Source organism: Fructobacillus sp. ESL1117 (genome assembly GCF_058508565.1).
The window spans coordinates 121,295-145,665 of sequence record NZ_CP196385.1 but is presented as its reverse complement, the minus strand read 5'-3'; the positions used below and the strand labels follow the sequence as shown (position 1 = coordinate 145,665).

General features: G+C 45.1%; 23 protein-coding genes and 1 tRNA gene. 3 read left to right on the top strand and 21 right to left on the bottom strand.

Going from position 1 to position 24,371, the window contains the following annotated elements; translation table 11 throughout:
- Positions 1-63: 63 nt before the first annotated feature.
- Genes citF through ACSYSH_RS00715 form a run of 5 tightly spaced genes read right to left on the bottom strand, consistent with a single transcriptional unit; the run spans position 64 to position 5,035 of the window.
- Positions 64-1,602, bottom strand: a complete 1,539-nt coding sequence (gene citF / locus ACSYSH_RS00735) for a citrate lyase subunit alpha (RefSeq protein ID WP_491702620.1) — start codon at positions 1,600-1,602, stop codon at positions 64-66.
- Positions 1,592-2,503, bottom strand: coding sequence for a citrate (pro-3S)-lyase subunit beta (gene citE, locus ACSYSH_RS00730; RefSeq protein ID WP_491702621.1), 912 nt, complete (start codon positions 2,501-2,503; stop codon positions 1,592-1,594). The genes citF and citE overlap by 11 nt, the downstream gene beginning before the upstream one ends.
- Entirely contained in the window at positions 2,503-2,796 is a 294-nt protein-coding gene (citD, locus tag ACSYSH_RS00725) for a citrate lyase acyl carrier protein (protein WP_252774107.1), read from the bottom strand. Before citD ends, citE begins: the two co-directional genes overlap by 1 nt.
- Positions 2,786-3,850, bottom strand: coding sequence for a [citrate (pro-3S)-lyase] ligase (gene citC, locus ACSYSH_RS00720; protein WP_491702637.1), 1,065 nt, complete (start codon positions 3,848-3,850; stop codon positions 2,786-2,788). The genes citD and citC overlap by 11 nt, the downstream gene beginning before the upstream one ends.
- Positions 3,851-3,883: 33 nt before the next feature.
- The gene (locus ACSYSH_RS00715; protein ID WP_491702622.1) at positions 3,884-5,035 is read right to left on the bottom strand and encodes an NAD(P)-dependent malic enzyme; all 1,152 of its coding nucleotides are present in this window, start codon (positions 5,033-5,035) and stop codon (positions 3,884-3,886) included.
- A 297-nt stretch (positions 5,036-5,332) separates the two neighbouring features.
- Here ACSYSH_RS00715 and ACSYSH_RS00710 point away from each other — a divergent pair, with 297 nt between their 5' ends.
- The gene (locus tag ACSYSH_RS00710; protein WP_252774109.1) at positions 5,333-6,280 is read left to right on the top strand and encodes a sugar-binding transcriptional regulator; all 948 of its coding nucleotides are present in this window, start codon (positions 5,333-5,335) and stop codon (positions 6,278-6,280) included.
- A gap of 98 nt (positions 6,281-6,378) precedes the next feature.
- Here ACSYSH_RS00710 and brnQ read toward each other — a convergent pair whose 3' ends face one another.
- The 9 genes from brnQ to map form a co-directional block, all read right to left on the bottom strand.
- Entirely contained in the window at positions 6,379-7,746 is a 1,368-nt protein-coding gene (gene brnQ / locus ACSYSH_RS00705; protein ID WP_491702623.1) for a branched-chain amino acid transport system II carrier protein, read from the bottom strand.
- A gap of 166 nt (positions 7,747-7,912) precedes the next feature.
- Positions 7,913-8,905 carry an aldo/keto reductase gene (locus ACSYSH_RS00700; protein WP_489816405.1) on the bottom strand — a complete coding sequence of 331 codons (993 nt, stop codon included), beginning with the start codon at positions 8,903-8,905 and terminating at the stop codon, positions 7,913-7,915.
- Positions 8,906-8,907: 2 nt separating this feature from the next.
- A complete protein-coding gene (locus tag ACSYSH_RS00695; RefSeq protein ID WP_491702624.1) occupies positions 8,908-9,834 on the bottom strand; it encodes an SGNH/GDSL hydrolase family protein in 927 nt (308 codons plus the stop codon).
- Positions 9,831-10,799 (bottom strand): ribose-phosphate diphosphokinase, encoded by a 969-nt coding sequence (locus ACSYSH_RS00690; RefSeq protein ID WP_491702625.1) that lies wholly within the window; start codon positions 10,797-10,799, stop codon positions 9,831-9,833. Before ACSYSH_RS00690 ends, ACSYSH_RS00695 begins: the two co-directional genes overlap by 4 nt.
- Before the next feature lie 98 nt (positions 10,800-10,897).
- A complete protein-coding gene (gene recD2 / locus ACSYSH_RS00685) occupies positions 10,898-13,600 on the bottom strand; it encodes an SF1B family DNA helicase RecD2 (RefSeq protein WP_491702626.1) in 2,703 nt (900 codons plus the stop codon).
- An 81-nt stretch (positions 13,601-13,681) separates the two neighbouring features.
- Positions 13,682-14,335: a histidine phosphatase family protein gene (locus tag ACSYSH_RS00680; protein WP_491702627.1), complete on the bottom strand. Its 654-nt coding sequence runs from the start codon at positions 14,333-14,335 to the stop codon at positions 13,682-13,684.
- Positions 14,332-14,673: a DUF1831 domain-containing protein gene (locus tag ACSYSH_RS00675; protein WP_252774116.1), complete on the bottom strand. Its 342-nt coding sequence runs from the start codon at positions 14,671-14,673 to the stop codon at positions 14,332-14,334. The genes ACSYSH_RS00680 and ACSYSH_RS00675 overlap by 4 nt, the downstream gene beginning before the upstream one ends.
- Before the next feature lie 124 nt (positions 14,674-14,797).
- On the bottom strand, positions 14,798-16,171 hold the full coding sequence (locus tag ACSYSH_RS00670) for an RsmF rRNA methyltransferase first C-terminal domain-containing protein (RefSeq protein ID WP_489816401.1): 1,374 nt from the start codon (positions 16,169-16,171) through the stop codon (positions 14,798-14,800).
- Between the two features lie 48 nt (positions 16,172-16,219).
- Entirely contained in the window at positions 16,220-17,008 is a 789-nt protein-coding gene (gene map, locus ACSYSH_RS00665) for a type I methionyl aminopeptidase (protein ID WP_047974386.1), read from the bottom strand.
- 161 nt (positions 17,009-17,169) lie between these two features.
- On the opposite strand from map, the gene ACSYSH_RS00660 reads away from it, so the two are divergent.
- Positions 17,170-17,490: a hypothetical protein gene (locus ACSYSH_RS00660; RefSeq protein WP_489816400.1), complete on the top strand. Its 321-nt coding sequence runs from the start codon at positions 17,170-17,172 to the stop codon at positions 17,488-17,490.
- Positions 17,491-17,531: 41 nt separating this feature from the next.
- On the opposite strand, the gene ACSYSH_RS00655 is transcribed toward ACSYSH_RS00660, so the two are convergent.
- Together ACSYSH_RS00655 and upp are read right to left on the bottom strand one after the other, a co-directional pair.
- The gene (locus ACSYSH_RS00655; protein WP_489816399.1) at positions 17,532-18,830 is read right to left on the bottom strand and encodes a D-alanyl-D-alanine carboxypeptidase family protein; all 1,299 of its coding nucleotides are present in this window, start codon (positions 18,828-18,830) and stop codon (positions 17,532-17,534) included.
- Between the two features lie 126 nt (positions 18,831-18,956).
- Positions 18,957-19,586 (bottom strand): uracil phosphoribosyltransferase, encoded by a 630-nt coding sequence (gene upp, locus ACSYSH_RS00650; protein WP_489816398.1) that lies wholly within the window; start codon positions 19,584-19,586, stop codon positions 18,957-18,959.
- Positions 19,587-19,746: 160 nt separating this feature from the next.
- On the opposite strand from upp, the gene ACSYSH_RS00645 reads away from it, so the two are divergent.
- Positions 19,747-19,819: transfer RNA gene (locus tag ACSYSH_RS00645), tRNA-Arg, on the top strand.
- Positions 19,820-20,055: 236 nt separating this feature from the next.
- On the opposite strand, the gene ACSYSH_RS00640 is transcribed toward ACSYSH_RS00645, so the two are convergent.
- The 5 genes from ACSYSH_RS00640 to ACSYSH_RS00620 form a co-directional block, all read right to left on the bottom strand.
- Positions 20,056-20,265, bottom strand: coding sequence for a hypothetical protein (locus tag ACSYSH_RS00640; RefSeq protein ID WP_252774121.1), 210 nt, complete (start codon positions 20,263-20,265; stop codon positions 20,056-20,058).
- A gap of 312 nt (positions 20,266-20,577) precedes the next feature.
- Positions 20,578-21,183 carry an ECF transporter S component gene (locus tag ACSYSH_RS00635; protein WP_489816397.1) on the bottom strand — a complete coding sequence of 202 codons (606 nt, stop codon included), beginning with the start codon at positions 21,181-21,183 and terminating at the stop codon, positions 20,578-20,580.
- A gap of 87 nt (positions 21,184-21,270) precedes the next feature.
- Complete coding sequence (locus ACSYSH_RS00630; protein ID WP_489816396.1) at positions 21,271-22,125, bottom strand: fructosamine kinase family protein; 855 nt, start codon at positions 22,123-22,125, stop codon at positions 21,271-21,273.
- A 232-nt stretch (positions 22,126-22,357) separates the two neighbouring features.
- The gene (locus ACSYSH_RS00625) at positions 22,358-23,749 is read right to left on the bottom strand and encodes a nicotinate phosphoribosyltransferase (protein ID WP_491702628.1); all 1,392 of its coding nucleotides are present in this window, start codon (positions 23,747-23,749) and stop codon (positions 22,358-22,360) included.
- Positions 23,746-24,306 carry an XRE family transcriptional regulator gene (locus ACSYSH_RS00620; protein ID WP_489816395.1) on the bottom strand — a complete coding sequence of 187 codons (561 nt, stop codon included), beginning with the start codon at positions 24,304-24,306 and terminating at the stop codon, positions 23,746-23,748. Before ACSYSH_RS00620 ends, ACSYSH_RS00625 begins: the two co-directional genes overlap by 4 nt.
- Between the last annotated feature and the right edge of the window lie 65 nt (positions 24,307-24,371).

Below are 24,371 nucleotides of genomic sequence, written 5' to 3'. Positions count from 1 at the left end.
AAAACAACAAGCACCGACTGCAATAGAAAAGAGGGCCGGTTTCCCAGCCCTCGAATCTAACTGTTAATCTTGCACTTCCTTAATAACATCAATTAAAGTGCCATCACGATATTCAGCCAAGGCTACCACCCGGTCTTTGAAGGCCAGTGGCTTAGGTCGACCAACCAATTTCTCCGCGCGTTGTTGCAGCTCTTCAATTGAATAGATTGGCAGACCCGGCACCTTTGCCAGAGCGTCCTTTAAATCCTGACGTTTTGGATTAATCGCAACGCCAATTTCAGTCACCAAAACATCAATTGAATCACCCGGTGTAATCACCGTAGTGACCGCTGGAACGACCGTGGCAATCCGACCGCGGACCAAGGGAGCGGAGATAATCGTCAACTTAGCCGTTGCCGCATCCTGATGGCCACCGATTGCTCCGCGGATGACGCCATCGGAGCCTGACATCACGTTCACGTTAAAATCAGTATCGATTTCCAAGGCTGAAAGGATAGCCACATCCAACCTATCAACCATGGCGCCCTTGTTAGCCGGGTCAGCATACCATGATGCATCGATTTCCTGCTGATTAGGGCTCTCTCGCATCGAGAAAGCAGCCCCCTTGTCAAAGTCTTGAACGTCCATAACTTTAGCAACTAGGCCCTCTTGCAAGAGGTCAACCGTTGGCTTGGTAATGCCACCCAGAGCAAAGGATGCCTTAATTTGCTTTTCAAGCATTGACTGACGCAAAAAACGGGTCACGGCCAGCGCCGCTCCACCAGAACCAGTCTGAAAAGAAAAACCATCTTGGAAATATGGTGAGTGTGTGATAACTTCGTTCACCATTTTAGCAATTTGCAGTTCCTTTGGGTCCTTGGTAAAGCGGGTAGCCCCAGAACCAATCTTATCGGGGTCACCAACCTTGTCCACCTTGACCACATAATCAACCTGCGTTTGCTGAATGGAGGCCGGGGTATTGGGATAAGGCTTTAAATCATCTGTGATCAAAACTAATTTATTGGCATAACGGGCATCCATCAGGGCATAACCCAAAGAACCAAAGGCAGTTTCCCCATCCATTCCATTGGCATTCCCCATTTCATCAGCATTCGGCACACCTAAAAAGGCAACGTCGATTTGAATGTCACCGGACTCAATTGCCCGTGCTCGGTTTCCATGTGAGCGGAAAATCACAGGATTTTTAAGGGCGCCGTGGGAAATGGCATTCCCCAAGGTCCCCCGCATCCCAGAAGAAGTAATATTGGTGACCACACCCTTCTCGATTGCTTCCACCACAATATCATTCATCACATTCGTCAATGATGAAGGGGCTAACGAAAGATTTTGATAACCGGCATCAATAATTTCGCGCATCACCATGTTAAAGACAAAGTCACCTTCACGAAAATGGTGATGAAAAGAAATTGTCATGCCATCATGAACAGTATCATGGACAACCTGGTGAATTGAATCAACAACCTTACTAGGGCCAGTCTGTGCTTGCACCTTTGGTGCCACCCTTTGAATTGTTGGATGACCAAAGTCAACTGATTCAAAACCACCATCATGGTATTGGTTCAAAATTTCATCTGGAATTTCACGCTGAACTTTATTCTTCAATGTTATTTCCCTCCTGATCAACAAGGTGGTTTGCCTGCGCCAACGCCATTACTCGTTTTGCCCGTAACGCAACCGGTCGGTCAACCATCTGACCGTTAATGGCGATCACACCCGATCCCTTTTGTCGGGCAGCCTTAATGGCCATAATCACATTTTGTGCGTTAGCAATTTCCTTTTGACTTGGTTGATAAACTTGGTTCACTAAAGGAATCTGCCGCGGATTAATCACTGATTTGCCATCAAAACCAAGCTGATGAATCAGCTTGGTTTCCCGGATAAAGCCTTCCTCATCATCTAAGTTCGTAAAGACTGTATCAAAAGCTGCAATCCCTGCTGCTCGAGCGGCATGCAAAATAACATTGCGGGCGTACAATAATTCTTGACCATCCGGATAGCGGTGGGTCTTCATATCAGTCGTATAATCTTCGGCAGACAGTGCAATCCCAATCATTCGATCAGAAGCAGCAGCAATTTCATTGGCATTGACAACCCCCTTGGCCGATTCAATTGCGGCCATCAAGTTCGTCGAGCCAACTTCTTTGCCAAATTCCTGTTCTGCCGCCGCTACCAAGTTTTCAAGTTCTTGGACCATCTCAGCCGATTCCGTTTTTGGCAGACGAATCACGTCAATGCCGGCCTTGACCATCGCTTTAATGTCGTTTTGATAAAAGGGGGTATCCAAACCGTTGATGCGGACAACTCGTTCAGCATCACCGTAATCAAAACGGGATAATGCCTCATAAACTAGGTAACGGGCAGCATCTTTTTCAGGCAGTGAAACCGCGTCCTCCAAATCAAACATAATCGAGTCCGCCCCAAAGATTCCGGCATCCTTGATTAATCCCGGATTATTACCAGGAACGAACATCATGGTTCTTCGTAAACGCTCACTTGTAACCATTAGAGCACCTCCCACTGTGGCTGGTCAACTTGGTTCAAAGCCCGTTGACAAACAGTAATCGCCCGCGCTTTAATAACAGGATCTAAAGCCCCCTGGTCAACGACCTTAATGACAGCATTTTGAATATCATAGGCAGCAAACACTGCTTCAATTGTTGCTTGAATTTGATCTCCAAATTGCTTGGCGACAGCTGAAACCAAGTCAAATTCCAGGCCATTCGTGCCTTGACTGACCACGATTTGAACATCAGAAGATTCGAGCGTTCCTGCTAAGGCAGTTTTCTTAATTTCCATCGATTTTTTGTCCTTTCTTGATTCTTGCTTGTAAGTCGGTAAGGTGATTTTCGATAAAAGAGACACTCGACGCTGGTAACATATCAACTACCTCCTGAACCCGTCCAGCTGCAATCGCCCTTCTTACTGTTCGGGCACTAATGACTTGCTGACTACCTGCTGGTTCCAGCATTCTAGGCACCAGCACAAGTTGAACTTCTGGCGGCAAGACTTCTTCTAACGCCTGGTTATATTGACCCGTTGTTTGCGATAACGGTTCCGTGCCAACATAACGGCTTGTGATGGCCAGTGGTTTGGCAATTTGTTCTTTAAACAAAGTGGCATCGAGCCGAGTTTGATAAAAAACCCGCTGACTATCGTCTTTTAGAAAATAAGCCGGAAAAGATAGACTGGAGACCATGTAGGGGCCACCGGTTGCCACCACAATATTAGTTAAATCGCTCGTCCCTTCTTGAACTAAGCCCAATCGTTCTTCAGTCGTGAACAATGATTGGTCTTCCTCAACCACAAAAACATACACGAAGTCATTCTGCTGCGCCGCTTTTTCGATCAAGTACCGGTGTCCCTTGGTAAACGGATTGGCATTCAAAACAACCGCTGCTACCCGCATTGCTGAGGCTGGTTTTTTAGGTAGTGCTGCCCGAAAACTAGCGACATTGGGTAAGCCCTTTTCTAAAATCAGACCCGTATTCGTCTTCGCCAAAGTCGTAAAGCCAACATGGACAAAGCTTTGTTCATATTCCACTTTGGTGAAAACAAATAAATGAAAGATTCCTTCTTGCGCTAAAGTCGTTTCTAACATTGAAACCAAGCGATTAAACCGAGCTCCCTTGGAGGCACCAGCCGTCGAAACGGCCAAATATTTTAGCGTCTGCCCAGCAATCGAGCCAGTTCCAACCATTTGTTCTTGGTCATCATAGATTGCAAAGGTTTGATCGAGTCCAGCCAATTCTTGGTTGGAAAAGTTATCAAGGCCTTGACTGGTCAAAAACTGTTGCCAAGCTTTTTTCGTCGCTGGATTAGTCAAATAAATTTGTTGAATATTTTCCACGATTGTCGCCCCACCTTTTTCCCTGAGCTTGCTACTTTAATGTTCCTGTTTGGCAAAAACCAAGACCGCCTTTTCAACTGCTGCAACCACACCAGCATCAAAGACAGCGGGCACAATTTTTTCCGCCCTTGGCTGTTCGACCAAGTTAGCCAAGGCAGTCGCAACATGGAGCTGCAGTGCGATTGAAACTGATTTTAAATCAGTCGCCAAGAGGCCCTTAAACAGACCTGGAAAGGTCAAAATATTGTTCACCTGGTTAGCCCACTGAGAAGACCCAGTCGCAACCACAGCAGCACCACCCGTCTTGGCTTCCTCTGGTAAAATTTCAGGTACCGGATTGGCTAGCGCCAAAATAATGGCCTTGTCGGCCATCCGGCGAACTTGGTTAGTCGACAAAAGATGTTCATCTGACAGACCAATAAAGACGTCTTGTTGGTCGATAACATCATCTAAACTTTCCCCCTGGACTTGCTCAACTTGCTTTGCTAAATCGCGTTGAAAACGGTTATAAACTGAATTATCTGCTCGAATGACGCCATGAATGTCAACGAGCGTTTGCTTTTTTATTCCCGCAGCTAATAAGAGTTTGGCAGTCGCAACCCCGGCAGCACCGACACCATTGATCACTATTTTCAATTCTGTCAAGGGCTTGCCCACGACCTTAGCAGCGTTAATCAAAGCCGCCAGCACAACAATGGCCGTGCCAGTCTGGTCATCATGGTAAACAGGAATATCCAAAGCCTTTTGTAGTTGTTGCTCAATTTCAAAAACACGCGGTGCAGCAATGTCTTCCAAATGAATGCCTGCAAAGGATGGTGCCATTGCCTTAATTGTTGCCACAAATTCTTCGGTTGACACCTGGTTCAAAGCTAGCGGTATCGCATCAACACCAGCAAACTCTTTATAAATCAGTGCCTTCCCCTCAACAATTGGTAACCCAGCCCCAGGGCCAATATTTCCCAGCCCCAAAACGGCCGATCCATCGGTAATGACCGGTACTAATTTACCCGAAATGGTGTACTTCTTTTGGTCCGCCGGATGACGCTCAATTTGTTTGGCTAAAGCTGCCACCCCTGGCGTGTAAGCCTTGGCTAAATCAGTCGCATTCTTAATGGAAAAGGTCCCTTGAATCGTCAGGGCTCCTTGGTGGTGCTCATGAAGTGCAAAGACTTCATTCATATCTACCATATTGGCCTCCTCTGTTTTTGAAGACTTGAATTAAATCCTAAATTCATTTTAAATTGTGCATTGTCGATTGTAAAGAAAAACATTTAATATTTTTACAAATAAAATGTATAATTAATCTTTTTTCAATTTTTTAAGTTTTTTGCCATCTTTGAACTTATCTTACTTTTAAAATATTTGACACTTTAATTGTAAATATCTTGAATTTTGTAGTAGAATCAATTTAATGATTTCTTGTTTAAGCCAAAAATCACGGATTAAATTAAAGAAAATCAATAATAGAAGGAAAAGGATGACAATATGTCCGCAACGGATCCAAATTTACTGGCGCAAATTTCTGAAGACTACTATTTAAACAAGTTGTCCTTTGGTGAAATTTCGACCAAGTACGACGTTTCCCGGTACCTCATTAACAAGTACCTGACAGAAGCCGTGAAAACCGGTGTTGTGAAGATTGAAATTGCCACCTCTGCTAACCGTAATTCACAGTTAGAGCAAGTTTTTAAGGAAAAATTTCCAAACACAAATTGCTACATCATTCAAGATGACACCACGACCAGTGCCACTGAAGACCTGATTTCAAACTACGCAGCCAATCTAGTGGTCAAACACTTGGAAAATGGTCCCCATATCGTCGGTATGACTTGGGGTGACACGATGTACTCACTGATTGATGCCATCACGTCCAATCCCTTAGATCAGATTAAGTTTACCCAATTCGTCGGGGAAAACATGAAGTACAATTCCACGGCCGGTTCCGTACGCATCGTCGAACGGGCTGCCAAAAAGGTTGCCGGTGAATTCTTAACGCTCCCTGCTCCACTCTATTTAGCCGATGATGCTGTCCGCGATGGTCTGTATGAAGCCGTTTCAATCAAACAGACCATCGACTTGGCCAAACAAATGGATACAGTTTTGACTGGCATGGGCACAATTGCTTCGCTTGAATCCATCGCCATTTGGAACCAAAACATCAACCGTCTCTTCCCCAACGTTAAGTTAGGCGAAGTTGCGGGCATGATTTACGGTCGTCCATACGACATCAATGGCAATATCTTAAACGTTGGTTCCGACAAAGTCGTTGGTTTGGATATGAATTCTATCCTTGCAACACCAAAGCGAATTGGTGTGGTCCGTTCTAAGGCGAAATCAAAAGCAGCCCTTGGTGCCCTTCGTGGTGGCTTTTTAACTGACTTAGTGATGTCAGAATCGTTGGCATACCGAATTATCAACGAAGAAACTGAATAAATCATGACAAAGTCTATCCCAGTGGTAGGCTTTTTTACTGGACAATTATTCCAATGCACAAAAAAGGAGTGAAAACGAAATCGTTTTCACTCCTTTTTTTATGACTTTGTTTTTGTTTCAAAAAACTTTTGACAAACCAGGCCAAGCACAATACCAAAGAAGGCAAAGCCAATCCAACCAAAGCCGGCACCAGCACCAAAAATATGGGCCTGGTACCAACCGACGTGAGTCGTTGTCCCAACATTATAGGAAACTAGTCCGCCGAGGTCCTTAGCAAAAGGTGCGTTTGACAAGCCGTCAAACACAGCCGCAATCAACGTCAAGCCCAGTGCCCAACCGTAAAGAAAGCGGCCTTGACCAAGCCATGGTGACAGCAGGCTCAGTAGAATCAGCACAATCGCAATGGGGTAGAGGAACATCAAGATGGGCACAGCCCAAACAATAATCTTGTCGAGACCTAATGTTGCGACAATAAAGGCCAAGAGTGAGGCAAAAGCCAACCATCCCTTATAAGAGACCTTCGGCCAAACGCGGTTTAAATCGTGTGCAAAGGATGCTGTCAGACCCATGGCAGTGGTAAAAACAGCCAAAGTTCCCATCACAGCGATAAAGATTTGACCAAAGCGACCAAAATAATACAGCATCACATTGGTCAAAGCAACGGCACCGTTACTAGAAATCGGCATATGGGCTAAGGAAGTGGTTCCCAGCAATATCAACCCAATATAAACCACAGCCAAAACAACCATCGATAAGGTGCCAGTCTTAATGATGACCTTCGTGATTTCACCAGGCTTTTTGTAACCTAATTTTTGAATAGAGTGCACAATCGTCACCCCAAAAATCAGCGCTGCCATCGCATCAACCGTGTTGTAACCCTCAATAAAGGCCGGTGCAATCGCATTGCCTTGGTAGGCCGTCGTCACCATTTGGTGGGTGGAACCCATTGGTGCGATAATGGCCAAAATAAAGATAAATGCTAACATAACCAAGAAAATTGGGTTTAAGTAACGGCCAATAATATCCAATAGCTTCGTTGACTGAGTTGATGACCAATAAACGAGGATAAAGTAAATCAAGGTAAAGACAATCAGACCAATTTGTTGCTGACCCTTTGGCAGCCAATTAGCAAAGGAAAACGAATAAGCAACCGTTGCCGTTCGCGGCGCCACGATGATTGGTCCCAGGCAAAGCTGTAAGGCAACCAAGAAAATTGTGGCTGGTCTGTGTCCTAATGGTCGAATCAAATCAAAAACGGATTCAGACCGAGTAACGGCTAAAGCAACCAAAGCTAACAGCGGCAAGAGAACCGCACTCAGCAAAAAGCCAACCGTAGCCGGGCCCCATTGCGCACCTGCAACTTGTCCCAAGTGAACCGGGAAAATCAGGTTCCCGGATCCAAAGAACATTCCAAAAATCAATGAAAACAAGAGTAGCGCTTGTTTCCAACTAAGTTTCTTTTCCATTAATATTAAACTCCATTCATGGTTATCTAAACAACACAAGTTTTTTAGATAACAAAATACCTATCAATTTTACAAGAAAAAGTCTTGACTGGCTAGTAAAAAATTATTTTGAACTGCTTAAGAACACTAAAAAAAGACCAAAAATTGGTCTTTCAATTTTACAAAATTACTGGTTAATAATTTGGTCAATTTGTGCCAATTCATCAGCAGAAAAGTCCAAGTTTTTCGTAAATTCAAGGTTGTCCATCAAATGATCAACGGATGATGTTCCAATCACCACGGAAGCAACCCGCTTGTCTTGGAGCAACCAGGCCAATGACATTTGGCTCAGCGTCTGTTGGCGACCTTGGGCTAATTCATTGAGCGCCCGCAACTTAGCGGCCAAAGCATCGCGACCATTTTCAAACAAGAAACCATTCGTCTTGTGGATTGGGAAGTCCTCTGGTACACCGTTTAGATAACGATCGGTTAGCAAGCCCTCTGCCAATGGCCCATATGCAAAGAGTCCGGCATGGTGCTGGTCCAAGATATCCAGCAAGCCTGAGTTCTTTTGCTCCTGATTTAACATGTTATAAGAAACTTGGTTTCCGATGAAGGGTGTCTTCAGTTCCTTGAAGATTTCAGCAATGGCTTGCGTTTGTTCTGCGGTATAGTTGGACACCCCAACATACAGGGCCTTTCCCTGGCGAACCAAGGTATCTAAGGCCAGAGCAGTTTCTTCCAAGTTCGTATTTGGATCAAAACGATGAGCATAAAAAATGTCTACGTAATCCAAGTTCATCTTTTGCAGTGAGGTATCTAAGGCGTTAATCAACGTCTTTCGACCAGAAAATTCGCCCATTGGTCCAGGCCACATATGGTAACCAGCCTTCGTTGTAATCACCAATTCATTTCGGTAAGGCTTCAAATCTTGCTTGTAGACCTGGCCAAAAGTTTCTTCAGCGGTTCCGTTGTTGGGCCCGTAATTAAAGGCATTATCAAAAGAGAAAATCCCTTCATCAAAGGCTTTTAAAATGACTTTACGAGAATTTTCCAGTGGCTTGGTATCGCCAAGGTTACGCCACAGGCCAAAGGAAACGGCGGGGACAATCAAGCCAGAATCAGCGACTCGACGATAAGGCAACTTTTCATAACGATCTTCTGCTGCTTGGTAAACCATGTCTATTCCTCCAATACTGCTACTAACTGTTCTGCAATTTTCTGATGAGCTAACACATCAGGGTGGTAGGGTCGTGTCTGAATCCCCCACTGGTCCGCTCGAACAACGGTAAAGTTACTAAAGCGAGAAACTTCTGCCAAAACGATGTCCACAAAGGCACCATTCCAAGGGGTTAATAAATAAAAATTAGCACCATGGAACCGTTTTACTAATTCTAACAAATAGACGCGCAAACCAAAAGCGAATTCTTGGTCACTAGCGCCATAGTTAGCATCGTTTAGTCCGTAGGCCACGATCACTCGGTCCGTTGCCACCCGTCGGCGGCTAATGCCTTCACCGACTTGCCAGAGGGCATCAATGGCCTTTGGTTCCTGGAATGGCGCTCGGGCGGTCAACCCTGTTCCGCCATAGGCGATTCGGTTTAACGGACGGTCAAAGTGCTCGGCCACCAAAGCCGGAAACGATAACACCGGTTGGTGGTGGTCATGATTGGAACCGGACATTGATTCACCGGCAACAATTGAATCACCAACAAAAGTCAAATAAGGCTTTGTGACCGCACCATCCTTTGGCAAAACTGTCAAAAGATCTTCGTCACCTGACCAAACGAGATTGGTTAATACCAGGCCCGTCCGCCAAAAATCAACCTGCCCCGTCTCCCACTGGTCCAAAGTGAACTGGTAGTCGTGACCAGCCTGCAGATGAACGCTAACGTGGTCAGCAACGACCAAGAGGTCTTCTGATTTTTCACCGTCAATCGTCACCGTCCAAATCAAGTTAGGATAATGCTTTGCAAAAGTCAGTGTCAACGTCCCCTCATCTTGGGTTTTCACGGACAAATACGCACCATACTGTGAGGTCAATACCCCACCCTCTTCTAGCGCCGACCATTCCGGCGAGGCAAACTGTAATAAATCAGTTTTTATCATTCGGCATCCTCACGTTGATCTGGGCTCAACAAGACCTTGGCCATCGATTTGTGGGCAATCACTTGACCAATTGCTTCAGCAAAGAGCTTAGCCACTGTAATGACCGTCAATTTATCAAACTGCTTTTCAGCTGGAATTGGTACTGTATCAGCGACAATTACCCGATCAATCACTGACTCCTGAAGTTTCTGAGAAGCATCTCCTGATAAGACCGCGTGGGTTGCCAAGGCGTCAATTGTCTTTGCGCCCGCTTTTTGAACGGCAATGGCCGCCTTGACCGTTGCCTCACCAGTATCAATCATATCTGACAAAATGATGGCATGCTTCCCAGCAACGTTTCCAGTTACCGCGGCCTTCACCCGCGGATCCCGGTCTTGATCGACAATCGCCCATTGAGCGTGCAAGACTTCAGCCAATCGCTGAACTAATTTCAAAGTCGACGAACCAGAGGCAACCACGACAACATCCGGTCCAACCAAGCCTTGATCCTCGTAAAATTTGGCTTGGACAGGCATGGCAATTAGATGGTCAACAGGAATGTCGAAGAATCCCTGCACCTGACTGGTATGGAGGTCCATCGTCATGACGCGCTTAACACCTTGACTTTCCAACATATTGGCCATCAGGCGGGCAACAATTGGTTCTCGCGACCGCGTCTTGCGGTCTGAACGAGCGTAGCCAAGATAAGGAATAATCACGTTGATTGACTTGGCTGACGTTCGCTTTGCGGCATCGATAAAAATCATCAACTTAATAAAATTATCATTGACTGGTTCACTGATTGGTTGGACAACGTAAACGTCAATCCCGCGGATAGAATCCACGATTCTTTCATAAATCTCGTTGTCAGCAAAAGTCTGAATCTCTACAGGTGCAATAGGCGTGTGCAATTGTTTCGCAATCGCCTCAGTTAAAGCTGGGTTGGTACCCAAATCAAAGAGACGGTATTTCGGATTGGCGGTCATAAATACTCCAAAAAATTCAAGTTTGTTATGTTATTGACTGTGACCACTGCCAAAAGCAATCTGGTCGAAGACTTAATCTGCTTCTATTATACAAAAATTTATCGCAATTCGGGCATAAAATCAGTCGGCTTTAAATCAGCCATGCCAATCATTGGATTGGCCATGGCCTGTGTCAAAGTTGCCGCTGTCAACTCACTTTCGCCAACAACTTGGTCGGTAGCCAGTGACGCTTGAGCTGCTGATTTTTGCTGGGGGGAAGAAGTTAGTGATTGCTGGTCCATTTCGACAAGACTAGCAGTCACTGCTTGAGCCTGCGAGGCGAATTCCCGCTTAACTGCTGCTTCCTTAACTCTTTGCTTGGCCGGCTGACCACCACGAGTAGGAGATTGATGATGAGAACTAACCGGTTGACCGTCACCAGAAGTTAATCGTTCATCTAAATGAGACTCTTGGCTACCAGATTGTGCTCTTTGTTCAACACGGTCAACCGTTTCCCCCTGACGCTTCACTGTTCGTTGGTTATGGCGATCTGCCTGCAAGGCCTGGGTACCTTGGTGACCATTGTGCCGGTCGATCAGCAACCCCTGTAAGAAGGTTTGCCGAACCGGTACTGGGTGAGTGGCAGCGTAATCGTATGCACTGTAATCGCCCACCATGACCAAGGACTCCTTGGCCCTGGTAATGGCAGTATAGACTAAGTTTTGATTCAGCATGATTTTAAATTGACCGGTTAAAACCAAAATGACCAACTTGAACTCATTTCCTTGCGCCTTATGAATCGTTGTGGCATAAGCGAGGGTCAGCTGATTTAAAGTCTTACTGGTATACCAGACCTCTTGACCAGCAAAATCAACGACCAATGAATCAGCAGCTACGCCAGGTTCCTTCTTATAGTGGATGGCAATTACCTGGCCCATGTCGCCATTATAAATGTCTCGTTCCGAATCATTTTCCAACTGAAGAACCTTGTCGCCCAGGCGAAAGATAGTCTCCCCCTGTTGTAAGGTCTTTTGACCAGGCTTAACAGGGTTAAAGAGGTCCTGGGCAATTTGATTTAAAGCCAAGACACCGGCCGACGTCTTATACATCGGTGCCAAAACTTGGACCTGATTGGCCGTAAACCCCTTCTTAACCGCCGCCTGCAATACCTGACTAACAGCTCGTGGCACTTGGTCAGCTGTTGTTAAGAAAGTTGACCGGTCCAACTGATTTTCCTGAAAGTCCGGTGGTAAAATCCCAGCATTAATCGACTGGGCCAAAGTTGAAATACTGGAGCCCTTACCCTGACGGTAAATTCGTTCCAAGGCAATGTGTGGTACGGCCTGGCTTTGAATCAAATCATACAAGACGTTACCAGGACCAACGGAAGGCAATTGATCTGCATCCCCAACTAAGACGAGATGCATGTCCTTTGGCAGAGCAGCAAAAAGGCTTTCTGCCAAGGAAATATCCAGCATGGAGGCCTCATCAATGATTAAAAGGCCACCAGAAATCGGGTTATCGGCATCAAATTCGGCGTCATCGCCATCTGTAATACCGAGCAAGCGGTGAATGGTAGTCGCCTCATAACCCGTAATTTCGGTCATCCGCTTGGCCGCCCGACCTGTCGGCGAAGCCAGCCGGACACGATTTTGCTTAACCCAGTCTTTGTCGCGCCCTTGGCCTTTTGCCTGGTGGCGAACCAAAGCTTCCCAGGTCGCAACCAGCGTTTTCGTAACTGTTGTTTTACCTGTCCCCGGACCGCCTGTTAAAACAAAGACTTGGTTTGTCAAAGCTGCTTCAACCGCCCCCCGTTGGACCGCATCTAAGTTCAGGTTTTCTGGGACCACAAAGGTGGTATCAACCAAGTCCGGAGTCGTCAGAACGGCCGATTTAGCCTTTAATAGACTGTTGACCTTTGAGCTGACCAGGACTTCCGCTCCTTTTAAATCCGTTGGGCTGTAGTTACCGTCCTCATAGACCAACCGCTCTTGGCTCACCAAAGCCCCCAAGGCCTGGTCAATGGCCGCTTGCATGCCTGAGCCATTGTTCTGCAAGGTCGATTGGGCAGCAAAAAGCGCCTGGTCAACCGTTAGATAGGTATGACCAGCCGAGTAACAGGCATTTAAAATTCCAGCGTAGACACCGGCTTGAATCCTATCTGGATGATCGTCAGCAAAACCAGCCTGTTTAGCAATCGCGTCAACTTTTTTAAAGGGCAAACCATCAAATTCATATACTAAACGATAGGGGGTCTTCTGCAGAACTTCCTGTGCTTCCTCTCCATAATGATCAAAGAGCCGCCCCGCTACGTCTGCGGAAAGTCCAATTTGGTGACCAAGCAAAAATAGTTTCTCCAAGCCCAGGTTTTCCTGGAGCTTTTCGGCCAAATCAGCGGCAACTTTTGGCTTAACGATGCCCTTTAAAACACTCGAATCGGCCAAAATTAAGTCAATTGCATTCTGACCCAAGTGGTCAACGATTTTTTCCGCAGTTTTCTTCCCCACGCCCGGAAAATCACCGGATGCAAAAAAGGCCACAAGTCCTTTCTCATCCGCTGGCATCTGATTTTCATAGCGAGCGGCTTGGAACTGTTGACCATATTTTGGATGCGTCACTAGTTGCCCATAAAAGGCATAGGTCGAACCGGGTTTAACCGAGGCGAAGGTTCCGGTAACAATGATTTCTTCTTCGTCCCAGTCCTCTAAATCAGTCTCGTCAACCGTAACAGACAAAATCTTAAAGTAGGAATCACTGGCCGAAAAAATCACATTTTGCAAGGTAGCCGTTATTTGATTGTCCTCTCGAATTGTCCTTACCATTGCCCTTCACCATCTTATGTATCCGCTCCGATCAGAGCGGAACCAGTTTTAATTTGCCAAATGTTGGCCCGATTCCCCAACTTAAATAGTTGTACCGGCATCCTGGTCTTTATGCAAATAACTGGTTTCATTCCATTTTACCAAGTCAAAATCTTGGCCGTTCTTTGTTTCAATAATTGTCGTCGACGTATTCGACAGGCCACCCAAAGACCTAATTTGGTCACGAGGGATTCCCAGCAAGCTTGTCACCCCAAAAGTTAAAATCAGCCCATGGGCAACCACTAAAACGGCATCTTCTGGATGGTTGGCGATAATCTCTTGCATCATCTTTTGAAAACGAGTAACCGCCTTTGTATAGCCCTCACCGTTAAAGCCCTGGCCTTCAAAACGCTCCAAATGGTTCTTATAAACATAATAAGCTTCCGGATAGTTTTTCTGCACGTCCGCCATGGCCTGGCCTTCCCATTCGCCCAAGCCAACCTCAACGATGTTGGAATGCAAAGAAAGCCGTGGCTCTTTTGGCAAATCAGCCTGAATCCGTTCGGCAGTAACCTTCGCTCTTGGTAATGGTGAAGCGTAAACCCGGTCGATGTGCTTGTCTTTTAAGAAACCGGCAACCTTCTTCATATCCTCATAAGAACCAGGCAAAAGTGGAGAATCCCCCTGTGCCCCTTGAAAGCGCCGTTCCAAATTCCATTCAGTTTGCCCGTGACGGACGAAATAAAAAGTTGTCATGATTGCTTTTTTAATACCTGCCGGTCTTCTAATTCTTGTAAGTAGTAGCGATAAATCTTCACCACTTCGTCTTTATCTGTGCGAGCAAAGATGTCGACTGGGGCGGCAGCACCGGCTGACACCACAACCATCTTAAAGCCGGTCAAATCTTGATTAACGGTCACCTTCAGTCTAATTGATTGATCGACCGGAAGGTCTGGCTGCAATGGCCGCTTTAAAACAAATGCACCAGCATTGTTTGTCAAAAAGCCAAGATCCAATAAGGCAAATTTTTTAATTTGCGGATTAATTTCATATGTGCCATCGTGGGGGATGGTCACAGACTTTGCAAAAGCCATTGTTTTCTCCTTTAATAACTTTTATTTATTCAGCTAATTTCTTGACTGAGTTTGAGTCTGAGTAGGTCGAGCGAGCTACCAGTCCAGACTAGCTCCTCTGAATCACTACCCTTTCACGACAAAGTCAGTAACGCAATCCCTTCGGAAAAAAGTTTTTCAACTGACCATTAACAAACTTGGCCCAGCCTAGTCCGTTACCATTGGCCGTCATCAACACAAAACCCTTTTGCAGCTTCTCTTTTGTATTGATCACATCACCATGAATGTAGGTTGCCAAGTCGTTATGAGCATCGAGGTCATAAACCTGCTGACCCGCCTGGCTCGGATCAACTGCCAAAGCCAGGGCGTGGTCTGGTTCAAAACGATTCTTCTTTAGGGTTCCTAGGCACAAGCCAGCTCGCAAAACCTTTGTCTTACTCAAATCAGGGCAGTCAACTGGCAGCAAGAATACCCGATCACCAAACGTCCTTAGTCGACTTTCATCTAGGTCAAAGCCAGGCAACGATTCTTGAAAGAAATGTTCGATCAACGTCACATCGGCTTGAGACATCTTACTTGGTTTTTGTACCCTTGGCGGCTTAACGGGGCTTTCATCCTCCGCCAGCTCAGCCTTCTTCATCCGAGCCACAAAGTGACCCTCGCCAGGCAAATCTTGCGGCCATAAACGGGCAGTCTTTGCTAAATCAGGGTTGTCGTCAGCCCATTGTGGCCGCCCAGCCTGAATACCAGATCCGGCCGGCCGGTCAATCATCTCAATCGTAAATTCTGGATAGTGTTCAACCAACCAAGCGATTGTTTGTTCGTCCTCTTCTGGCGCGAAGGTACAAGTTGAATAAATCAGCTCACCACCAGGCCGAACCAGTTTCACCGCCGCTGTCAAAATTTCATGAGAGCGAATGGCACATTCCGTCGGATAATCAGCCGACCAGTATTGGATGGCATCATGATCCTTACGAAACATCCCTTCACCCGAGCAAGGGGCGTCGAGAAGCACCTTATCAAAGTATGCTGGTAAAGCCTTGGCAAGGTCGCTGGCATCCATCGATGAAACCACGGCATTTTTCACGCCAAACCGTTCAATATTTTCAGACAAAATTTTGGCTCGAGCAAAAAAAATTTCATTTGTCCATAATAATCCCAGGCCATTAAGTTGGCTAGCGATATGCGTTGACTTGCCACCAGGAGCGGCAGCCAAATCTAAAATTTTTTCACCCGGTTGTGCGTTGACTACTTCACCAACAAATTGAGCCGATGGCTCTTGTGAATAAACCAGGCCGGTTAAATGATCAATCCCTTTTCCAGCCACTTGACCAAAGTACCCCCATTGACCATATGGAACCTTCTTGGTCAGCGATAAATCTCTTGGTATCTGCTGGGCCTTCAAGGGGTTAATCCGAAAACCCTTCTGACCGGGTTCTTGGAGTGCCTGCAAAAAAGGCCCACTGGCGCTCCCGAGCAGGTCTTGGTATTTATCAATAAAGGCTTGCGGTAAGTCCATTGGGGCCTCTTTCTTTTACATGTGATTTGCACGGATTAACCAAATTGTCTACAAATACTTGGCATCCTCTACTTCATCCTGACTGGTCAAAATCTTTGGACCATCCTTGGTAATCGCCAATGTATGCTCGTATTGAGCTGACCATGAGCCATCCAAGGTACGCACCGTCCAACCATCTTCTGGCGTATCATCGGTTTCGACTTCCCAGCCACCCAAGTTGATCATTGGTTCAATGGTAATCACCATTCCTTCCTTAAGGCGCAAGCCATGACCTGGTTTGCCATAATGAGGCACCTGTGGGTCTTCATGCATCGTTGGACCAACCCCGTGACCAATATACTGGCGAACATCACCATAGCCATTCTGATTTTCAGTGTAGTCCTGAATGGCCCAACCAATATCACCAATTCGATTACCAATCACTGCCTGGTCAATACCCAGATACAGTGATTTTTTTGCAACTTCCATCAACTTTTTAACTTCGGGTGAAACATTGCCGACAGCGTATGTCCATGCTGAGTCGGAGACAGCTCCATCTAAGCCAACAACCGTATCAACTTTGACCAAGTCACCATCTTTTAATTTCAGGCCCTTACGAGGTAGACCATGAGCGACTTCGCTATTGACCGAAATCGTCGTTGCATACTTAAAGCCTTCAAAACCAATTTGCAGTGGCACACCACCATGATCTTCAATGTAAGCTTTACACTTTAATTCAATGTCCCAGGTATCAACGCCCGGCTTAATAAAGTCGCGCAACATCAAGTGCATTCCGGCAATAATTGCACCGGATTTCTTCATGGCCGCAATTTCTCGCGGTGACTTCAAACTAATCATCAGTTACCCCTTTTTTCCAATGTTAAACTATTTTCATTATATCATTTTCCGGACCCTTTTGAGTCCTTGTCGCTTTTGACATTTTTTTGTAATATTGGTTGACAATCTCTGGGCACTTGTCGATAATGGAGCTAAGAATAAGAAATAAAGGAGATACCGTTATGAAGAACTTTTTATTGGGCGCTTCCCTCTTTGGTAATGCCGCCCTCGCTTATCTTTTATTGAAGGATGACGATCGCATGGCTGACTTGAAAAAGAAGGCCAACGAATTCACTGAAGCTGGCAAACAAAAGGGAGAAGAACTCGTTTCCCTTGGCAAGCAAAAGGCCAGTGAACTTTCAGAAGCTGGCAAGCAAAAAGCCAGTGAGCTTTCAGAAGCTGGTAAGGAAAAAGCAGAGCAAGTAGAAACTGCTGCTGATGATTCTTTGGATGAACAATTGGCCAAGTTAAAGGAACGTGCCGGTATCAACCAAGCAAAATAAGCAGTAAAAAAGGAGCCCGAAACGGCTCCTTTTTTTGATGCTTACCAGAACTTCAACCAGTGATAAATCTTTTGCCACCAGTGTCCAAGATGATATGTTTGTTGATTGACCAGTTGAAGCGTCTGCTCCTTTGCACTTACCTCTGGTAAGAACTCGGCCTTCAGGGTTGGCTGAACAGTCAGGACTGTCGCCTGTTTCTTGGTAACAGTCGATTGCAGACGACTTGGTCTTTGGTAGCCCAATGCAGTCTGATTTTTGGTTAACCAAAAGGTCCTGTTTTGTCCGATAACTAGGCTTTGATGACCACCAGCCAAATTTTTATTTTTGAACTGATTTTTTGTTACCGCTTGCCCCTTTTGATAGGTAACAGGCGTGTAGTGATCGAGGACTTGGTTGACCACATCAATCGTATTTTGGTAGCGTTGTACCTGGTCCGTATAGCGACCAGCGCCAGAAACCACGGTGATAAATTCATGACCACTTTGATCTTTAATCAACCCAGTTAGCGCACCACCTGATGCCGGCGTCGAACCAGTCTTCAGCCCCTCAAAAGTCAGATTTTTAGAATTCGTCAGTTTTGACTTGATTTCTTGATCAAACTTGGCCCCCTCCGTCAGCTTAATCTTGGTTTCATTGGCCGATGGATGGTAAACCAAGCCCCGTTTCTCATAGTAAGAGCGAATCTTCGGATCTGCTCGAATCACTTGATAGGCTAAGATAGCCAGCTGTTTCACGGAAGCGGTGTTTTCTGCATCCGGATTGGCATCTTGAACTTGATAGTCAAAGGCGTCCTTGTTAACTTGACCTGCGGCATTGTACCACTTTGATCCAGTTAACTTCAAATCCTTTGCCCAGCCCTCAAGGGCCTGCTGCTGTGTCTGGTTTTGTTCTTTGGCAAAATCAGCCAAGGCCAAGGCCGCATCATTCGCACTGGAAGTAAACATTGCTGCAAAAAGCTCCCTGACAGCTAACTTTTGACCTACAGAGATTTCTAGGTGGGCGAAAGTTGCGGTATCCTTTTGTGACCAATCGGACTGCTGAGTGATCGTCACCAGACTGTCCCAGGTAAAGCGCTTCTGTTTTATTCCTTGCAAAATACCATAAGCGGTTAACATCTTACTTTGGGAGGCAATACCAATTTGTTTGTCAGCTCCCTTTTCACCAAGAACTTGTCCCGTTTGTGCGTCAACCACAATGGCATTTCTGGCAGCAACCTGAAGCGTCATCGGTAAAGCTGTCTGCTTTGGCCCAATAGATTGTATTTGAACGTTATTTTCTAATGCAACAACCGTTAGAAAGAGCGATAATATTAGCACCAAGATGGCACTAATGGCTGCCATCTTTTTTGGCGCTGTAAAATCAGTTCTAACTTGTTTCTGAAAAAGGGCTAATCGGGAAGACGGTCGGACAAGGGCAGCGTCTTCATCATGTTTATGCTTTCGTTTCCACATCATTTAATTCAATTTTTAGTGCGTACCGAAGAGACGGTCCCCTGCATCCCCAAGACCGGGAACAATGTAGCCATCCTCATTTAGGCCTTCATCAATCGAAGCCGTGTAGACATCAACATCAGGGTGGGCAGAAGTAACTGCTTGAATTCCTTCTGGTGATGAAACAAGGGTAATCAACTTAATCTGTTCAGCGCCGCGCTTTTTCAAAGCAGAAATCGCATCCTTAGCTGATCCACCAGTTGCTAACATTGGATCGACCAACAAAACTTCACGTTGGTCAATGTCTTCTGGCAGCTTAATGAAGTATTCTACCGGTTCCAATGTTTTTTCATCGCGGTACATCCCAATATGACCAACCTTAGCAGCCGGAATCAATTGCAAAATCCCATCAACCATACCCAAACCAGCACGTAAAATTGGCACAACGGCTAATTTCTTACCAGCTAATTGTTTCTTAGTTGTTTCTTGAATTGGTGTTTTTACCTGAACTTCTTCCAGTGGCAAGTCGCGACTGGCCTCATAGGTCAACAACATCGCCAATTCATCGACTAATGCTCGAAAGTCCTTTGTTCCGACCTTCTCATCGCGAATGATTGTCAACTTGTGTTGGATCAATGGATGGTTTACTTCAACGACTTGTCCCATGATTGTAACTCGCTTTCCAAATAAATGTGAATTTAACTCATATCCATTATAGCAAAAACTAGGCATTCACTTTAATCTTTTTAAAAATCAACAACCGAACTTTTTTCCGGTCTGATTTAAATTGAAAGGCCCCCTCTTTTTTTGTATAATAATAGAGTTCGCGCTTATAGTTTAACAGGATAAAACGGGGACCTCCTAAGTCTTTGCTCCCAGTTCGAGTCTGGGTAGGCGCATTAATGAATATTGATATATAGCTGTTTATAGCCATTATGATACAGTTTTGATACAGCGAACAAAAAACACACTCGATTAGGACAAATCGGGTGTGTTTTTTCTTGTCATATGGAAGCCGACACAACAGTGCCCACAAGATTATTATAAAAAAATAGCCAAGCAAAATGCTCGGCTATCTCTCGGACAGTTTTTGTTATTCAATAACTAAATTATATCATAACCACTAAATGGCGATTTATTTTGTTCGCCTTTCCTGAATAAGTTGTTCTAACTCATTGAGGTCGTCTTCTGTTGCTAACTTGCGAATGAACGATCGTGAATAGGTTCTATATGATAGATACTTTTTGTGTTCTTTGTTCTTTTCAGCCCAGCGCTTATTAGCTTCATTTTGTGCAGTCGTTGAACTCTCATAAACTGCAGGACGACCCATTTTTTTATCTGCCATTTACATCACCACCATTATTATTTTCATTACTAAAGTTATCAAAGCCAGTACGAATAATGTTAACCAAGTCTTTGTATTTCTTTTCATAACCATGTTAAGATAAGTGTACAGGAAAAGCCCTTGCGGGCTCTTGACTATCTAAGATATATAATCTTATTGATAAAGCCAATCAAAGTATTTGCAAAGTATAGGATAACCATTGACCCGGTAAGCCATATTAGCAAATGCTTTTTTGTTTCCTTTTTGCTTGACATACCTGGTCATTTGCTTATGAAAAAAGCAGCCACTGCTCTGGCTGCAGAAAAATCAAAATTATTCAGGGCGCAAGTTTGGTAACTTGGCCAAAAGAACTCGACCAATCAAGAGTACTAACAGGCCGTTGGCGATCATTTCAAAACCAGCGTTAAAGCCCAGAATACCAACTAACCAGGTAAACAGGTGAGCATGTGGAATGCCCATACCACTAACAGGAAAGAGCTTAAAGGCCACTGTCGTACTCGCAATTACTAAGGCGGTGTTCAAAAAAGATCCAAAAGCGCCAAGGAGGAAGAATCCCCACCATGGCGACCGGGCCTTTTTCAGCACTAAGAAAGCTAAGTAACCGGACAAAAGACCAACCATTAATCTTGGTACTAAAGCCGTCACTGGATTGGAAAAAATTAGTGAACCAATGGTTCCAGGGTGCATTAAATTGCGAATCCAAGACGTCATCCCCCAAAAGAGACCAACCACTAGCCCCGAACGTGGGCCAAGTACTAGACCCGCTAAAACGGCGGTCATCGGTACAATCGTGACCGAAGCACCAATAATGAAAGCTCCTAAAGGTAAGGAGCCTAAGAATGGCACGAAACTTTGTAATAGTACGATGGCCACAAAAACTGTTGTCGCCACAAAACGCTTCGTTTTCATTGTTGACATAACTGATTTTCTCCTCACTTTGGACGTCCCAGAAATTATACAGACTGCCCGAAAAGATGTCAACAATACGGTCTCATGTTGTTCCACTTAGAAAGTGATCAATAACCGGTTTAATCGTGGTGCATAGATGTCACCAAAACGGACAAAATGAAGTAAAACATAATAAAATTCATACCACTTGAACCGCTCTTGATAACCATCCTCGAGCGGATAAACGGCTTCATAAGCACTATAAAAGTCTTCATTAAAACCCGGAAAGACTTTCGAAACGGCCAAATCGTATTCACGATCACCGTAAAAAGAGTTTGGATCAATGAATACTGGCTGGTCATTGGTATCAAACATAAAATTCCCAGCCCACAAATCACCATGTAACAATGATGGTTCTACCTGGCAAACATGGTCATCTGCCAAAATCGTTTTTTTAAGATTTTCAAAGTGATCACCGCGTTGACTTAACCATAAGGCTTTCTTCTGTGCTAGAGCCATTAAAGGTTCTAGGCGTTGATGCACAAAAAATCCCCCCCAAGAGCTTGACCAAGCGTTATTCTTTGGAAAATAATCATGATCCGCATTAACTTCAAAACCAAAGGCTTTCCCTTTCACGTGATGAAGCTTAGCCAAAGCCTCTCCTAGGGCCGACTGATTGTTCGAACCGGCTTCAATCCAATTCATTAACAAGTAAGCACTTCCTTGGTTTTCTCCCTGCTTGATTACCTTTGGCACTTTGACCCACTCACTCAAAGCTTTCAAAGAAGTCACTTCGTGGTCAAAATAATGTCGGTCTTGATTAGGTTGAACCTTCAAAAAGTACCGCTTGTCACCCGAATAAAGTGAGTAGGTTGTGCTGGTATCGACACCATTAACCGGCTTTACGTCGTGGGGATTTTGCAAATTTAATCGGGTGATGAAATCCATGCTAATTTTACTAACTGCTGCCATCGTATCCTCCTAAATCAAATAAAAAAACAGCTTTCCATTAAAACGGAAAACTGTTTTTGAGAAAAAAGAGGCCTGTAAAGTCTGATCAGTAACTGGTAAAAATGTCTGCCACACAAATTCGACCATCAGGTTCCTCCTTTGTTGTTCGTGACTTAACTGTACCACATTTATTGCACTAGCAACACTCAATTTCACTAATTTAGTCTCACTGATCTGATCCATTCAAACGAATTTACATTAAATCAGCACCAGCAGCACGGTTAACAATCGTTTGACCATCTTCCATTGTTAGTCGGCCATCCTCATAAACTGTTTGCAGTAAATCTTGTCCTGGTGTATCGAGACTAACCGTGTGGATTCGGCCCTTTTCATCGGCCACAACCTTTTGCAAACCAGCCTTCGAGGCCTTTGACGGATCAGTCTTTGGCTGCTTTTGAATAACTAAATTCTGACCATCGGTCGTATGCGCATAGGCTGCCTTAATGGCAAAGCGTTCGGTATCACGAGTAAAGCCCTCTTGGAGCAAACCGCCACCAGAACCAACCACCAAATTATCCGTGGACCAACCATGTTTAATCAGCGCCTCGTACAATGCAATAATGGTCTCGGCCTTCATCCCATCTCCCTGAATCAAACCAACATTGTGCTTCAAAACTTTATAACCTTTATCGTTGGCTTCCGTACCAAAAATTTCGGCCAAAAGCTCCAAAACAGCTAAGTCGATTGTTTCGGGGTCGCCCGAATCAGGACGCAAAACCACCCGCCCAGCTCGGTTCTTAATCCGTTCCACCAATTGTTCAGACCCAATGACGTTCCGAACAAAATTAAAGGTATCGTAGGAATCAATCACAATTGAAACCAATGCGTCGTCTGGCGTACGATCCAATTGAGCATTGACATAGTTGAACTCTCCTTCACCAGGACCATAAGCAGTTGCCACCGAATGCTCCGTTGCCCAAATTGATAAGGCCCGACCCGCAACACCATACACATGCTCAAAGTAGTTTGAAGCCAAGAGGTTATCTGAGCCACGGAAGTGCAATAAGTGAGCAGCACCTCCTTGAGCGCCAGCCTCCACGCCTGTTGCGCCACGAAAACCAAAGTCGTTCACCATCAAGGGAAGCGAGGTCACGGTTCCCGTCTTCTCAACCAGTGGTAACAAACGCTTTTTGATATACATCGAATTGGTCGCAATCGTGGTTGGATACCAAACATGCATCAACAGTGATTCCAAAGCATTTAGTGAAGTAGCAAACCAATCACGAGTTGACTCCAACGTGAACAAGGCGTTTCCTGCAGGAACTTCCATCCCTTCTGGCAGAGCCTTAATTTTAACCGGGAAATAACCCAAATCACGGACCCTTTCCCAAACTTCGCGGTTAAAGTATTTCTTGGTTCCAAAGGTTTCTTCTGAAACCCGCTCCGCCACGTCAATCATCTCATCCGTCACCGGCGTTTGAAAGTAGTCATGCAGAATCATCGAGAGTCCAAACCAGGATACAGTTGGGTATTTGCCACCAATTCGAGCTTCCCCATAAGAATACAACTTATCGATGTTTTGTGGGTACTGTAAATGATGAGTCAACTTATAGGCGTCAGTTGCTAAAATCAAATTAATGGTCATGCTTCAATCTCCTTTAGTGGCGTATTAGCAAGTTCATTCGTAATATCTTGAAAATCAGCCTGCGACCGATATCGTAAAATCCGCCAATCATAATGAACATTGTCATGGATTTCATCAATATAGGGGGTAAATTCACCCTCAAGGGCTAAAATTAGGTAACCAGCAAAGGCCTTGGTAAAATCAGCTGAATTTGCCACAACTTTGACCAAGGTCTGGTCCGCAGTGAAGAAGCCAACGGCTAACTGATCGCCGGCCCAATTAGCCTCCAAAGCCCAACGTAGTGAAATCCAGTCCGAAAGGCTAATTCCTAGATTTAACAGGTAATCGGTTGTCAACCGAATATGAATCGGATGTTTTGACAAGTTAGCCTGATTGGCGTTCCCCAACTGATCCAAACAATGCGAAAAGTAAAGACAGAGCCGCTCCAAATCAGCGACTGCTAATTCCTTTTGTCCATCGGCGAAGGCTTGTAAATCACTCATTTGCAGACCAGTCGCTGCCCCAACTTGTTCGATACTTTGTTGACTTAATTGTTGTAAAATTCGAAAATTATTCATGGTTTTATTATAACAAGTTTTGACCAAAGAAAAAGCAGGTCGACGAACGTCGAACCTGCCTAAGA

What these genes read in the sequence shown, in the direction of transcription:
- citE (WP_491702621.1), bottom strand. Translation starts at nt 2,503, where the DNA reads ATGGTTACAAGTGAGCGTTTACGAAGAACCATGATGTTCGTTCCTGGT.
- citD (WP_252774107.1), bottom strand. Translation starts at nt 2,796, where the DNA reads ATGGAAATTAAGAAAACTGCCTTAGCAGGAACGCTCGAATCTTCTGAT.
- ACSYSH_RS00715 (WP_491702622.1), bottom strand. Translation starts at nt 5,035, where the DNA reads ATGGTAGATATGAATGAAGTCTTTGCACTTCATGAGCACCACCAAGGA.
- ACSYSH_RS00710 (WP_252774109.1), top strand. Translation starts at nt 5,333, where the DNA reads ATGTCCGCAACGGATCCAAATTTACTGGCGCAAATTTCTGAAGACTAC.
- brnQ (WP_491702623.1), bottom strand. Translation starts at nt 7,746, where the DNA reads ATGGAAAAGAAACTTAGTTGGAAACAAGCGCTACTCTTGTTTTCATTG.
- ACSYSH_RS00700 (WP_489816405.1), bottom strand. Translation starts at nt 8,905, where the DNA reads ATGGTTTACCAAGCAGCAGAAGATCGTTATGAAAAGTTGCCTTATCGT.
- ACSYSH_RS00695 (WP_491702624.1), bottom strand. Translation starts at nt 9,834, where the DNA reads ATGATAAAAACTGATTTATTACAGTTTGCCTCGCCGGAATGGTCGGCG.
- ACSYSH_RS00690 (WP_491702625.1), bottom strand. Translation starts at nt 10,799, where the DNA reads ATGACCGCCAATCCGAAATACCGTCTCTTTGATTTGGGTACCAACCCA.
- recD2 (WP_491702626.1), bottom strand. Translation starts at nt 13,600, where the DNA reads ATGGTAAGGACAATTCGAGAGGACAATCAAATAACGGCTACCTTGCAA.
- ACSYSH_RS00680 (WP_491702627.1), bottom strand. Translation starts at nt 14,335, where the DNA reads ATGACAACTTTTTATTTCGTCCGTCACGGGCAAACTGAATGGAATTTG.
- ACSYSH_RS00675 (WP_252774116.1), bottom strand. Translation starts at nt 14,673, where the DNA reads ATGGCTTTTGCAAAGTCTGTGACCATCCCCCACGATGGCACATATGAA.
- ACSYSH_RS00670 (WP_489816401.1), bottom strand. Translation starts at nt 16,171, where the DNA reads ATGGACTTACCGCAAGCCTTTATTGATAAATACCAAGACCTGCTCGGG.
- map (WP_047974386.1), bottom strand. Translation starts at nt 17,008, where the DNA reads ATGATTAGTTTGAAGTCACCGCGAGAAATTGCGGCCATGAAGAAATCC.
- ACSYSH_RS00660 (WP_489816400.1), top strand. Translation starts at nt 17,170, where the DNA reads ATGAAGAACTTTTTATTGGGCGCTTCCCTCTTTGGTAATGCCGCCCTC.
- ACSYSH_RS00655 (WP_489816399.1), bottom strand. Translation starts at nt 18,830, where the DNA reads ATGGCAGCCATTAGTGCCATCTTGGTGCTAATATTATCGCTCTTTCTA.
- upp (WP_489816398.1), bottom strand. Translation starts at nt 19,586, where the DNA reads ATGGGACAAGTCGTTGAAGTAAACCATCCATTGATCCAACACAAGTTG.
- ACSYSH_RS00640 (WP_252774121.1), bottom strand. Translation starts at nt 20,265, where the DNA reads ATGGCAGATAAAAAAATGGGTCGTCCTGCAGTTTATGAGAGTTCAACG.
- ACSYSH_RS00635 (WP_489816397.1), bottom strand. Translation starts at nt 21,183, where the DNA reads ATGTCAACAATGAAAACGAAGCGTTTTGTGGCGACAACAGTTTTTGTG.
- ACSYSH_RS00630 (WP_489816396.1), bottom strand. Translation starts at nt 22,125, where the DNA reads ATGGCAGCAGTTAGTAAAATTAGCATGGATTTCATCACCCGATTAAAT.
- ACSYSH_RS00625 (WP_491702628.1), bottom strand. Translation starts at nt 23,749, where the DNA reads ATGACCATTAATTTGATTTTAGCAACTGACGCCTATAAGTTGACTCAT.
- ACSYSH_RS00620 (WP_489816395.1), bottom strand. Translation starts at nt 24,306, where the DNA reads ATGAATAATTTTCGAATTTTACAACAATTAAGTCAACAAAGTATCGAA.